This is a genomic window from Limnobacter sp. G6BE5S (assembly GCF_058448965.1).
Genome location: NZ_JBZFLM010000001.1, coordinates 612,886 through 625,403, shown reverse-complemented (window position 1 = coordinate 625,403; position 12,518 = coordinate 612,886). Strand labels below are relative to the sequence as shown.

Here is a 12,518-nt window from a genome sequence, read left to right as displayed (position 1 = left end):
TGTTACCCCTTATTGCTTCTGCTCAGTGGCTGCTGGCGCTGCAGCAGCAGCGGCCTCGGCAGGCGCAGGCTGCACATCGGCGCCTGCAATCACGGGTTTTACGGGCGTACCAGGGGGCGCTTTCATGAATCCGTCGGTGATCACTTTGTCGCCTGCAACCAAGCCATCTGTGATTACCCATTGATCACCCTTCCACTGGGCAACTTGCACGGGACGCGGAGCCACTGTGTTTTCAGGGCTAACAGTCATCACAACCTTGCCGCCGGCCGGGTTTTCAAGCACGGCGCGTTGGGGCAACAACACGGCATCTTTTTGCACAGCGCCGCTGACACGCACGCGCACAAACTGCCCCGGACTCAGCACTTCTTTCTGGTTGGCCAGCACCGCACGCGCATCTACCGTGCCAGTGGCCGGGTTCACACGCACATCCTGAAAGCCCAGCTTCGCCTTAAAGCCCATGGGCTTGCCATCGGCACCCAGCACTTCCACCACCAGGTCGCCGTTGCTCAGGCTGATCTCACCGCTGGCAATGCCTTTGCGCAATTGCTCATGGTCTTTTTCAGGAATACCAAAATTCACATACACCTGATCAATCTGGGTTACCGTGGTCAACAACTCGGAGGGACCCGATACAAAACTGCCCTCGGAATACTGCGAGCGACTGGCAAATCCATTCACGGGCGATTCAACCCGCGCATATTCCAGATTCAAACGCGCAGTGCGCACGGCAGCACTGGCCACCAGCAAATCGGCCTTGGCCACTTCAAATGCGGATTGCGCATTGTCCAGTTCCGATTGGGAAACAGCCTTGCTGTCTGCCAAAGGCAAAACACGTTTGTAATCGCGCTCGGCCTGAGCTGCGCGAACCTTGGCTGCATTTTCATCGGCCAAAGCACGGGCCAGTGCAGTTTGGTAAGGGGCGTTGTCCAGGCTGTACAAAGATTGCCCTTTCTTCACGCGACCACCTTCCTCGAACAGACGGCGTTCGATAATACCCGCCACGCGGGCGCGAATTTCAACCTCGCGCAGGCCTGCAATTTGCGCAGGGTATTCATAGGTCAGTTCGAGTGCTTCGGTTTTCACCTCGACAACGGGTACAGGTGCGGCCTGGCCGGCACCACCGGGTGCTTGTGCATCGGCACCCTGGCCGCAGCCCAGCAGCAAAGCGCTGGACAGAACAGTCACCAGCAGCGCAGGCAGAAGGGTGGCTCCTGCAAATGCGCGGCTGTAAGGGGAAGCTTGAGTTTGCTTTGAATTCAATGAGTTGCTGTGCATGATGTGTGCCCTGTACTATCCTTGTGGGAATTTTTCGGGGTTGATTTAATGACCGAGAAGTCAGATAATACATACATACATGAGTGTATGTAAATAAATTTTTCAATTTGGCGTAGACGATTGTGGTGAGAAAAACGAAGGAAGAAGCGCAGGAAACCCGCAACCTGATTCTGGACACAGCAGAGGCCGTGTTCTCGGAAAAAGGGGTGTCGAGGACCACGCTCAACGACATTGCCAAGGCTGCGGACCTGACGCGGGGGGCCATCTATTGGCACTTCAAGAACAAGGCCGACCTGTTTGATGCCATGTTACAGCGCGTCATATTACCAATGGATGAATTCATCGCCACGCCTGACCTGCACCCTGAGCAGCAGCCGCTGGCTTACCTGCGCACGCGATCCATGCATGTTGTGCGCACCCTGGCCGAAGACCCACGTACACAACGGGTGTTCGACATCGTGATGCACAAAGCGGAAATGGTCGACGACATGTTGCCGATTCGAGACAGGCATTTGGAAGCCATTCAAGGTTGTATTCAAACCATTGAAACAGACTTTCAAGCCGCCATCGACAAAGGTGAATTGCCCACAAAAACCAACGCCCGTCAGGCCGCCATCGGTTTACATGCCTTGATTGACGGGCTATTTGCCAATTTTGTACTCAGCCCGAATTTGTTTGATTTGATGGAACAAGCTGAATTCACCATCGACAACTACCTCAATGGCCTGGCCAGCCGAAAGTAAAGCCCAACTACACCCGGCCAGTCACCGGAAGACCTGCGCCGTTTATATCGCGGGCTGCGTCTGACAGCAAAAATGCAATTACGCCCGCCAATGATTCAGGGCGAACCCAGTCTGCAGGGTCGGAATCCGGCATGGCTTCGCGATTGGCGGGCGTGTCCAGAACACTGGGCAACACCGCATTGGCCCGAATACCCAAATGTTTGTTCTCTGCGGCCAGCGCCTCGGTCAACCGAAGCACACTTGACTTCGCCGCTGCATACGCGCCCATGCCCTCGGCTGCCTTGCCTGCGGCAGCTGCGCCAATGTTAATAATCGCACCGCTTTGCTGCCCCTGAAACTGCGGCAATATGGCTTGGCACATATTGACCGTGGTTTGAACGTTCATGGCGTACTGGGTATTCCAGGACTCCAGACTGCTGTCCGCCTGTTTTTCCCACACAAAACCACCTGCAATATTCACCACTGCGTCGATCTGGCCAAAGTACTCCCAAGCCTGATTCACCACTTCCTGTGCATGCTCGGGCTGAGTCAAATCCACATTGCCAATCGACACCGCATCGCTTTCGCCTTCCCACTCGGGTTGGTGCAAATCGATCAACAGCAGTCGGTAACCCAAACTGCCCAAATGGGTGGCAACGGCCTGTCCCAAATTGCCCGCTGCGCCTGTAATGATCGCCACTGGATTGCTGTTGCTCATGAAAATCGACCCCTGCGTTGAATAGTTGACTGCTTGCATTTTGACACGAGCACAGCCGTTTCACGCCCCCACCCCCTTTGAATACCCCCTTTAAGGGCAACGCATTGGTGCAATACTGAAGCAATCAATACCTGCCGTTCACAAGACATCACCGGAATTTTTGGAGCATGTCATGTGGAACGGTTTATTTTTTGGCTTGGTGAGCTTGTTCACGCCCCAGGCAACCCTGCCCGACACGGCCGCCATGAAGGTGGAAATCGAGCAGTTTGCACAGGTCTACGCCATTGACACCGATCGCATTCATGTTCGCGAAAGCACCATGAACAACCCCTCCCCGTTTCTCACCAACAGCGGTATCAAGGCCTGCGTGCTTCATGTGAACCAACATGCCGACGCCAAGCGGGTGTGGTCACACTTCCTTGACTCAGGCCATGAAGGCGCAGAACCCGCGTTTCTCGCATTCACCTCTGCGCATGAATTGACCCATTGCTTGATGTCCGAGAAAGGCAAACGGGCCGCCACAAAGAAAGCACTTCAAGACCATTTGGGCATTCAATTCAAGAACAATGTGCATTTTGAAGAAACGCTGGCCGACCTGGTCGGCCTGGCTTATGTTCAAAAAGTCATGCCAGAGTACTTTGACGTGGTGTACAAGCGTGTGAAATCGATTCGCACAGACTTTTCCAACCGCGACCCCGAACACGACAGCTCACGCGCACTGAATGCCCCCACCATTGCGTTTGCAGACCAAATGTTTAGTAAAACTGAGAACATTCGTTTGGCGGATGCGGGTAGCCGATAAACATCACAATACAAAAAAACTTCTGTGAATTGGCTTGTAATCAAGCACACATTCAAAAAGCATGTTTAAATTCAAACGATCGTTTGAATAATTAACAAGCACAATTCACAGGTGACCCTCTTGAACAGCTTCCAATCCGTTTTTCGCCCCAACCTTTTTGCAGGACAAACGGTGCTGGTCACAGGTGGCGGCTCGGGCATTGGTCGCTGCACCGCACACGAGCTGGCCAGCTTGGGTGCCGACCTCGCCTTGGTTGGTCGAAAAATGGAAAAGCTGGAAACCGTGAAAGCGGAAATCGAGCAAACCTGTTCTGTGAAAATTTCCCTGCACAGTTGCGACATTCGCGAAGAAGAACGCGTGAAAGAAACCGTGACGGAAGTGTTGGCAATTCACGGCAAAATCAACCACCTGATCAACAACGCTGGCGGGCAATTTCCATCGCCCTTGAACATGATCAGCGGCAAAGGCTTCGAAACCGTGGTGCGCAACAACCTCACAGGCGGTTTTCTCATGGCCCGCGAAGTGTTCAACCAGTACATGATGTTGCACCTCGGTGAAGCAGACATGTCCATCACCAACATCATTGCCGACATGTGGAACGGCATGCCAGGCATGGGCCACTCCGGCGCCGCACGCGCGGGTATGTTGAACTTCTCCGAGACCGCATCCAATGAATGGGCGCCCGTGCGAGTCAATGCTGTTGCCCCGGGCTTCATTGCCTCCAGCGGCATGGACACTTACCCCGAACCCATGAAGCAAACCATCATGCAACTGGACAAAACCATTCCGCTACACCGCTTGGGTCTTGAAGCGGAAGTGTCTGGCGCACTGGTCTTCTTGTGCAGCCCGGCAGCCTCTTTCATTTCCGGTTCCTGCATTCGAATTGACGGCGCAGCCCCCAACGCCCGCCGTATCTGGCAAGTTGGCACTGGCAAACCCAACCCGGCATTCAACAGCTTCCATCTGGGTGGCGTACCCGAGGTGATCCAACGTCGCGATGCGGCACGCGCAGCCCAACAAAAGAAATAAGCCGCAGTTCATGCATAAGGCTTGACACACCCAAGCCTCACCCTCAAAATCAAACAAACGTTTGATTTTTTAATTACACCAAGAGCACAGAATTCAATGCCAATTTTAGAGACCGCCGTTACCACAAACTCGGCCGAGTTTGAACTCAACAAAGCCAACATGGAAACGGCCCTGAATGAACTTCGGGCATTGGAACAACGCACCCGCGACGCATCGGCCAAAGCGGCTCCCTCGTTTGCCAAGCGGGGGCAACTGCTGCCGCGTGACAGGGTGGCATTGCTGCTCGATTCAGGCTCCCCTTTTCTGGAACTCAGCACACTGGCTGGGTATATGCAAGACGGCCAAAAAGCCGAGAAAAGCATTCCAGGCGGCGGCATCATTGCCGGCTTGGGCTATGTGGCCAATACCCTGTGCATGGTCGTGGCCAGCGATTCCGGCATTGAGGCAGGCGCGCTCCAAGCCATGGGCATTGAGAAAATGCAAAGGGCCCAAGACATTGCGCTGGAAAACAAACTGCCTTTTATTAATTTGGGCGAATCCGCCGGGGCCAACCTGCTGAAGTACAAGGTCGAGCATTTTATTCTGGGCGGCGGCAACTTCTACCGTTTGGCCAAATTAAGTGCTGCGGGTTTGCCTGTGGTCAACGTGCTGCACGGCTCATCCACAGCAGGTGGTGCTTACATTCCCGGTTTAAGCGACGTGGTGATTATGGTGCGAGAACGCGCCCGCGCCTTTCTCGCAGGCCCCCCTTTGTTGAAGGCCGCCACTGGTGAAATTGCCACCGATGAAGAATTGGGCGGTGCAGACATGCACTGTTCCATCTCAGGCCTTGGTGACTACATCGCCGATGACGACCGCCACGCCATTGCTCTCGCCCGCGAAGTGATGGCCAAAATCGACTGGAACAACAGCAACCGGCAGGTATTACCCGCATTGAATTCCAATGCACCTGCCCCGCGCTATCCCGCGGAGGAATTGCTGGGCGTCATGCCTGCCGACATCAAAACCCCGGTTGACATGCGTGAGGTCATTGCACGCATCGTGGACGACTCCGATTTTCTGGAATTCAAAGCCAATTACGGTTCAGCCACCCTGTGCGGATACGCCAAACTCTTGGGTGTTTCAATCGGCATCATCAGCAACCTGGGCCCAATCGACACCGCAGGTGCCACCAAAGCCACACACTTCATTCAAAGCTGCTGCCAAACCAAAACGCCAATCATCTACCTTCAAAACACCACGGGTTACATGGTGGGCAAGGAAGCCGAGCAGGGCGGCATCATCAAGCACGGCTCAAAAATGATTCAGGCAGTGAGCAACGCCACCGTTCCGCAAATCACCTTGCTGTGTGGCGCCAGTTTTGGTGCCGGCAACTATGGCATGTGTGGTCGCGCATTTGGCCCACGCTTTGTGTTTGCCTGGCCCAACAGCAAAACAGCAGTTATGGGTGCCGAGCAGGCAGCGGGCACCATGGCCACTGTGATGCAGGCCAGCGCAGCCCGCAAAGGCATTGAAGTACCCGAATTCATGCTTGAAAACATGAAGAAACAGATCATCGACACGTTTGAGTCGCAAACCAGCGCATTTCACACCAGCGGCCTGCTGCTGGATGACGGCGTGATCGATCCCAGAGACACCCGGCAGGTATTGGCGCTCGCGCTAATCACCTGCCTGCAACAAGAGCGCAGTGTGCAGCCCATGCAATTTGGCGTGGCCCGCCCCTAATGCGTATCAGTACCCAATAACGAGGAGGAAGTGCAGTGAGACTAAGCCAGGAACACAAAGAACTACAACGCACCATCGAACGATTTGTGGAAAAAGAGATCAATCCACACGTGGCCACCTGGGAACAGGAACAAATGTTTCCCGCCCACGAACTGTTCAAAAAGATGGGTAATCTTGGCTTGCTTGGCCTGACCAAACCAGAAGAGTTTGGCGGCATGGGTTTGGACTACAGCTATTCCGTGGTGGCGGCGCAAGCTTTGGGAAAAATTCATTGTGGCGGCATACCCATGGCAATCGGCGTTCAAACCGACATGGCCACGCCCGCTTTGGCACGGTTCGGCAGCGACGAACTGCGTCGTGAATTTCTGGCTCCTGCCGTTGCGGGCGACATGGTGGCGTGTATTGGCGTGTCCGAACCCGGCGCTGGGTCCGATGTTGCCGGTGTAAAAACCACCGCCAAAAAAGACGGCAGCGACTACGTCATCAATGGCAGCAAAATGTGGATCACCAACAGCTTGCAAGCCGACTGGATTTGCTTGCTGGCCAACACCAGCGACGGCAAACCGCACCAGAATAAATCCTTGATCATCGTGCCGATGAAAACACCCGGCATTACGATCGAAAAGAAGATTCACAAAATTGGTATGTGGGCTTCCGACACCGGCCTGATCCACTTCGACAATGTGCGCGTACCCCAACGCAACCTGATCGGCATGGAAGGTGCGGGCTTCATGTACCAAATGATCCAGTTTCAGGAAGAGCGCCTTTGGGGCGCGGCCAACAGCATTGAAGGCATGATGCATGTGGTGAATGAAACCATTAATTACACCCGCCAACGCAACCTGTTTGGCAGCACTGTGTTGGACCAACAAGTGGTGCACTTCACACTGGCTGAATTGAAAACCGAAATTGAAGCCCTGCGCGCTTTGGTGTGGCAAGCCACTGAAGAATATGTAGCAGGTGGCGAAGTCACTGAACTGGCCAGCATGTGCAAACTCAAAAGCGGCCGCTTGGTGCGCGAAGTGGCCGACAAATGCCTGCAATTCTGGGGCGGCATGGGCTTCACTTGGGAAAACCCGGCATCGCAGTTGTATCGCGACGGTCGCCTGATTTCCATTGGCGGCGGTGCAGACGAAGTGATGTTGAGCATTATCTGCAAGTTCATGGGTATTTTGCCGGGCAAGAAAAAGAATGCCTAGAATCAAAAAACTGCTGATTGCAAACCGCAATGAAATTGCGCGCAGAATTTTGCGCGCCGCTCAACCCTTGGGCATTGCAACGGTGGCGGTGTATTCCGAGGCCGATGCCCAAGCGCTGCACGTGCAAGAAGCGGACGAGGCCTACTGCATAGGCCCCGCACCGTCGCTTGAATCGTATTTGCGAATCGACAAGCTGATTGAAACTGCCCTGAAAGCCGGGGCAGATGCCATACACCCTGGCTACGGTTTTGTGTCTGAAAGCCCGGCTTTCGCACAGGCCTGCGCCGAGGCTGGCATTACCCTGGTTGGCCCCACACCCCAAGCCATTGCCGACATGGCTGACAAAGCCTGTGCCAAAGAAATCGCACAACAGGCGGGCCTGCCCTGCATACCCGGTTTCAGCGAACCCAACGCAAGCGTTGCCGATTTAATGGCTGCAGCCCAGCGCATTGGCTACCCGGTCATGATCAAAGCACTCGCTGGCGGTGGTGGGCGTGGCATGCGCCTGGTACTGAATGAATCCGAGTTTGCATCGCAACTGCACTCCGCACAGCTTGAAGCGAAAAACGCTTTCAACGACGACCGGGTCATGCTTGAAAAAGCCATCATCAACCCGCGCCACATTGAAATTCAGGTGCTGGCCGATACACACGGCCACGCCGTGCACCTCGGCGAACGCGATTGTTCCGTACAACGCCGCCACCAAAAAATTGTAGAAGAAGCGCCCAGCCCCGCAGTGAACAGCGAACTTCGCGCACGCATGGGCGAGGCCGCACTGAAGCTGGTGCATGCCACAAATTACGTCGGTGCGGGCACCGTGGAGTTTTTGCTCGACACCCAAGGTGACTTCTACTTCATCGAAATGAACACCCGCCTGCAGGTTGAGCACGGCGTCACCGAAGCAATCACAGGGATTGATTTGGTGCAGTGGCAGTTGCGCATTGCCTCCGGCGAACAGCTCACCCTGCAACAGGAACACATTCGATTCAACGGTCATGCCATTCAAGGTCGCTTGTGTGCAGAAGATCCGGCACGCGACTTCATGCCACAAACCGGGCCAGTACTGGCCTGGCAAGCAGACCCACACAGCCGCTGCGACCATGCACTGCAAATGGGTGGCGAGGTCAGCCCCTGGTACGACAGTTTGCTGGCCAAAGTCATTGTGCATGCCGACAATCGCTTGGCCGCCTGTGAAAAACTGGCTGATGCACTGAACCGGACTGTGCTCGTTGGCTTCGAGCACAACGCGCTTTACCTGCAGCGCATTGCCAGCCACCCCGTGTTTCAGGGCGGTGAGTTTGGTACAGGCTTTTTGGCTGAACACGCCGAAGCACTGCTTCAAGCCCAAACCAAAATACTGGAATGCGCAGTGGCCGCTGTTTTTCTGGCACATCAACAAAACACGACTCAGGCTGCCTGGCCCAGTGCACTCAGTGGGTTTTCAAGTACACGCGCATTGCCACGACCACTAAAATTAAAGGTGAATGGCAACACACACCAGATCAAAGTCAACAAAATCAGTAATGACTACACAGTGGACGGGCTCGGTGATACACCCTTGCTTCTCGCCAACTGGCAGCACGCGGTCACAGGCCAGAATGTTCACAAAATTCAATCCACAATCAATGGCACTTCAGCCCAATATCTTGTTGCCTTGAACGGCAATGGTATTTGGGTTCAGCGGTGGCTCAACCCACAGGTCGCATTCATTGAAGATGAAAGCTTGCTCAGCGCCTCTGCCCTGGGTGAGGGGGTATTTCAGCCCAACATCACCAGCCCCATGAACGGCAAAATTACACAAGTACTGGTTCAGCCCGGCCAACAGGTTGAAGCTGGCACAGTGTTGGTGTGTCTGGAAGCCATGAAAATGGAACACCGCATTACAGCGAAATCAGCAGCGGTGGTCGAGGCGGTACACGTGAATGTGGGCGATCAAATGAAATTGAAACAGATCATGGTTCAACTCAAGCCTACCCAATAAGGACACCCTCCATGGACGATTTTTTCCGCTCCGTCGAGCGATTTGTGAATGAACAAATCAAACCCAATATCAACGATTGGGATGAGGCGGGTGAGTTTCCGCGCGAACTTTACCGACAAGCCGGTGAACTTGGCTTGCTTGGTTTGGGCTACCCGGAAGAAGTGGGGGGGTTCGAGTGCACACTGGCGGATCGCCTGAAACTGTCCAACCTGGTGTGTTCCGCCGGCAGTGGCGGCTTGCTGGCAGGTCTGTTCAGTCACAACATCGGTTTGCCTCCATTGTTGAACCATGGCAGTGAAGAACTGGTACAAATGATCGCGCCTGCTGTATTGAAAGGCGAAGCCATCAGTGCCTTGGCCATTACCGAACCCTCGGGTGGGTCCGATGTGGCCAATCTGAAAACCAAAGCCGAGCTGTTTCAAAAAGACGGCTTACCCCACTACCGCATCAACGGTGAAAAAGTATTCATCACCAGTGGCGTGCGTGCAGACTGGCTCACCGTGGCAGTGCGCACCGGTGAACCTGGTGCACGCGGTATTTCAGTGCTGATGGTGCCCGGCAATGCGAAAGGCCTCACCCGCAGTCTGTTGAAGAAAACCGGCTGGTGGATGAGCGACACCGCCAGTATCTATTTCGACAATGTGGAAGTACCCGCAAGCTATTTGGTGGGCAAAGAGGGCAAAGGTTTTCGCATCATCATGGAAAACTTCAACACCGAACGCCTCATGTTGGCAGGTGCCTGCATCGGGTTCTCCAAGGTGTGCCTGAACGAAGCGCTGGATTGGGCCCAAAATCGCCAAACATTCGGCAAACGCCTGATGGACCACCAGGTGATTGCTCACAAACTGGCCGACATGCGCATGAAGATTCGCGCCACCGAAGCCTGGTTTGACGAAACCATTTCGCGCATCGACCGGGGCGACATCAACGAAGAACTGGTCGCAGACATTTGTTTGCTGAAAAACCAGGCCACACAAACCCTGCAGCATTGCGCCAACGAGGCCGTACAAATTTTGGGGGGCATGGGTTTCATGCGGGGCAGCTCTACCGAGCGAATTTACCGGGAAGTCAAGGTAATGTGCATTGGCGGTGGTGCCGAGGAAATCATGAAAGAGTTGGCCATTCGGCAATTGGCCTGGTGAGAACCAATTTTGGGTGTCCTCAGGCACCCCCCAAAAGAGTTACACTACCCGACTGAACTAAAAAAAATTAGGTTCGATCGGCTTCCCCCGAGGCGTTCTTTACATGCGGCAAATCAGAACTTGTAAGTATAAAACTTACACATAATGTAAAACATTGTTAATTATTAAGCAATATTCGCATCCATTTCCTGATTGACGCCAGTAAAACTCTCACAAGGCGAAACTTTTGCCGAACTTTTAAATGAACACACCATTGTCGGAGAATGCACTGTGGCTAATATCACTGGAGTTATCAAAAGCGTGTTGGGAGAGGTTTCTGTAACCCGTCCCGACGGAGAACAAGTCCTTCTCAAAGAAGGCGACATTATTTCTGCTGGCGACACCGTTACCACCAGTGCAGAAGGCTCGGCATACATCGAGTTTCCCGGTGCAGATGGTCAAACAGCCACCGAAGGTATTTTGCAATCCAATGCAGTAGCCACATTGAAAGAAGGTGAGGCTGGTGCAGAATTTGAAGTCGCAGAGGGCGAATTCGAATTGCTGACTGAAGGCGAAACAGTTGCAGTCACCGGCGCAGGCGGCATGTTTGGCTTGTTTGGTGCAGGTTTGGCTGCCGGCGGTTTGGCTGGCCCATTGGCCGCAGCAGCAGGTGCCGCATTCGTGCTGGGCAGTGATGACAGCGATGGCGGTGCAGGTGGCGGCTCCACAGGTGGCGGATCTGGCGAAGCAACCGCAGGCACACTCGAGCCTGTTACCGATGCTGCAGGCCCCGCTTCCCCTGCTCTGGAACAAACGCTAGATGCACTTTCACCAGTGACAACCGTTGTTGATGCGCCTGTAGGTGCCCTTGAACCGGTTACCGAAGCACTCGACCCCGTGCTGAATGAAACAGCGCCAATCACTGACGCACTCGAACCCGCGCTGACCCCAGTCAACAACACCTTGAGCGGCGCACTCACCGGTCTTGAGCCCGTAACTGATTCACTGGACCAAAACCTTACCCCTGTGACCGAAGCGGTTGAAACAGCGCTGTCACCGTTGGTAGACGTGATTGCCGGCAACGAAGATGGATTGGTGACTGCTGCCGCAGACACACTGCCAGTGAACCTGCGCGTGGTTGCAGAGCAACTGGGTGGTGGCTTGAGCATGGTGACTCCCCAACTGGCCGACGGTTTGTCGCAAGTGGTTGGTCAACTCGACCCAATTCTGTCCCCCTTGAACGACGGTCTAACCCAAGGTTTTGACGCGGCGGCCCCCCTGTTTGATGGCTTGTCCACAGCAACTGATGCCCTGCCCATGGTTTCCCAACCCTTGGCCGATGGCCTGAACCAGGCTTTCGACGCACTGACCCCAGTAACAGACCCGTTGATCGGCGCATTGTCAGGCGGCTTGCCCCTGCCAGGCGGCGACGGTGGTGGTGGCTCAGACGGCCCCACTGGAACACCTTTGGACGCAGTACTCGGCCCAGTAACTGACGCCTTGGCTGGCGGTGGTGGTGGAGGTTCTGACGGCCCCACTGGAACACCTTTGGACGCGGTACTCGGCCCAGTAAGTGACGCCCTGGCTGGCGGTGGTGGTGGCGGTTCTGACGGCCCCACTGGAACACCTTTGGACGCAGTACTCGGCCCAGTAACTGACGCCTTGGCTGGCGGCGGTGGTGGTGGCATTCCCGAAACCGGCACTCCGTTGGACATGGTTACTTCGCTGCTCGATCCAAGCGTATTGACCGACCTGGCAGCAGGTGGTGATGCAGGTGGCAGCTTGCCAAGCTTCCCATCGACAGGCACACCACTGGACGATGTAACTTCGTTGCTCGACCCGTCCAGCCTGCCAATCTCCTCTGGCGCAAGCCCGCTGGATGCACTAACCAGCGCGCTGCCCACAGACAGCCTGCCCATTTAAGCTTTTGTAGTATTGCGTGGGGC

Annotated in this window: 10 protein-coding genes; 8 read left to right on the top strand and 2 right to left on the bottom strand. The window is 54.8% G+C overall.

Going from position 1 to position 12,518, the window contains the following annotated elements; all coding sequences use genetic code 11:
- Positions 1-9 precede the first annotated feature (9 nt).
- The gene (locus tag ACVL1J_RS03015; protein WP_341237735.1) at positions 10-1,275 is read right to left on the bottom strand and encodes an efflux RND transporter periplasmic adaptor subunit; all 1,266 of its coding nucleotides are present in this window, start codon (positions 1,273-1,275) and stop codon (positions 10-12) included.
- A gap of 125 nt (positions 1,276-1,400) precedes the next feature.
- Between ACVL1J_RS03015 and ACVL1J_RS03010 the strand changes: the two genes are divergently transcribed.
- Positions 1,401-2,018: a TetR family transcriptional regulator gene (locus ACVL1J_RS03010; RefSeq protein ID WP_159569177.1), complete on the top strand. Its 618-nt coding sequence runs from the start codon at positions 1,401-1,403 to the stop codon at positions 2,016-2,018.
- 7 nt (positions 2,019-2,025) lie between these two features.
- Here ACVL1J_RS03010 and ACVL1J_RS03005 read toward each other — a convergent pair whose 3' ends face one another.
- Entirely contained in the window at positions 2,026-2,715 is a 690-nt protein-coding gene (locus ACVL1J_RS03005) for an SDR family NAD(P)-dependent oxidoreductase (RefSeq protein WP_341237734.1), read from the bottom strand.
- A gap of 172 nt (positions 2,716-2,887) precedes the next feature.
- Between ACVL1J_RS03005 and ACVL1J_RS03000 the strand changes: the two genes are divergently transcribed.
- The 7 genes from ACVL1J_RS03000 (at position 2,888) to ACVL1J_RS02970 (ending at position 12,495) form a co-directional block, all read left to right on the top strand.
- Positions 2,888-3,517, top strand: coding sequence for a hypothetical protein (locus ACVL1J_RS03000; protein ID WP_341237733.1), 630 nt, complete (start codon positions 2,888-2,890; stop codon positions 3,515-3,517).
- A 120-nt stretch (positions 3,518-3,637) separates the two neighbouring features.
- On the top strand, positions 3,638-4,546 hold the full coding sequence (locus tag ACVL1J_RS02995; RefSeq protein WP_341237732.1) for an SDR family oxidoreductase: 909 nt from the start codon (positions 3,638-3,640) through the stop codon (positions 4,544-4,546).
- 96 nt (positions 4,547-4,642) lie between these two features.
- Positions 4,643-6,271 carry an acyl-CoA carboxylase subunit beta gene (locus ACVL1J_RS02990; RefSeq protein ID WP_341237731.1) on the top strand — a complete coding sequence of 543 codons (1,629 nt, stop codon included), beginning with the start codon at positions 4,643-4,645 and terminating at the stop codon, positions 6,269-6,271.
- 35 nt (positions 6,272-6,306) lie between these two features.
- Positions 6,307-7,470, top strand: a complete 1,164-nt coding sequence (locus tag ACVL1J_RS02985; RefSeq protein WP_341237730.1) for an acyl-CoA dehydrogenase family protein — start codon at positions 6,307-6,309, stop codon at positions 7,468-7,470.
- A complete protein-coding gene (locus ACVL1J_RS02980; protein ID WP_341237729.1) occupies positions 7,463-9,451 on the top strand; it encodes an acetyl/propionyl/methylcrotonyl-CoA carboxylase subunit alpha in 1,989 nt (662 codons plus the stop codon). Before ACVL1J_RS02985 ends, ACVL1J_RS02980 begins: the two co-directional genes overlap by 8 nt.
- An 11-nt stretch (positions 9,452-9,462) precedes the next feature.
- On the top strand, positions 9,463-10,593 hold the full coding sequence (locus ACVL1J_RS02975) for an acyl-CoA dehydrogenase family protein (protein ID WP_159569183.1): 1,131 nt from the start codon (positions 9,463-9,465) through the stop codon (positions 10,591-10,593).
- Between the two features lie 270 nt (positions 10,594-10,863).
- Complete coding sequence (locus tag ACVL1J_RS02970) at positions 10,864-12,495, top strand: FecR family protein (protein ID WP_491665103.1); 1,632 nt, start codon at positions 10,864-10,866, stop codon at positions 12,493-12,495.
- Positions 12,496-12,518 lie beyond the last annotated feature (23 nt).

What these genes read in the sequence shown, in the direction of transcription:
- ACVL1J_RS02990 (WP_341237731.1), top strand. Translation starts at nt 4,643, where the DNA reads ATGCCAATTTTAGAGACCGCCGTTACCACAAACTCGGCCGAGTTTGAA.
- ACVL1J_RS02980 (WP_341237729.1), top strand. Translation starts at nt 7,463, where the DNA reads ATGCCTAGAATCAAAAAACTGCTGATTGCAAACCGCAATGAAATTGCG.
- ACVL1J_RS02975 (WP_159569183.1), top strand. Translation starts at nt 9,463, where the DNA reads ATGGACGATTTTTTCCGCTCCGTCGAGCGATTTGTGAATGAACAAATC.
- ACVL1J_RS03000 (WP_341237733.1), top strand. Translation starts at nt 2,888, where the DNA reads ATGTGGAACGGTTTATTTTTTGGCTTGGTGAGCTTGTTCACGCCCCAG.
- ACVL1J_RS03015 (WP_341237735.1), bottom strand. Translation starts at nt 1,275, where the DNA reads ATGCACAGCAACTCATTGAATTCAAAGCAAACTCAAGCTTCCCCTTAC.
- ACVL1J_RS03005 (WP_341237734.1), bottom strand. Translation starts at nt 2,715, where the DNA reads ATGAGCAACAGCAATCCAGTGGCGATCATTACAGGCGCAGCGGGCAAT.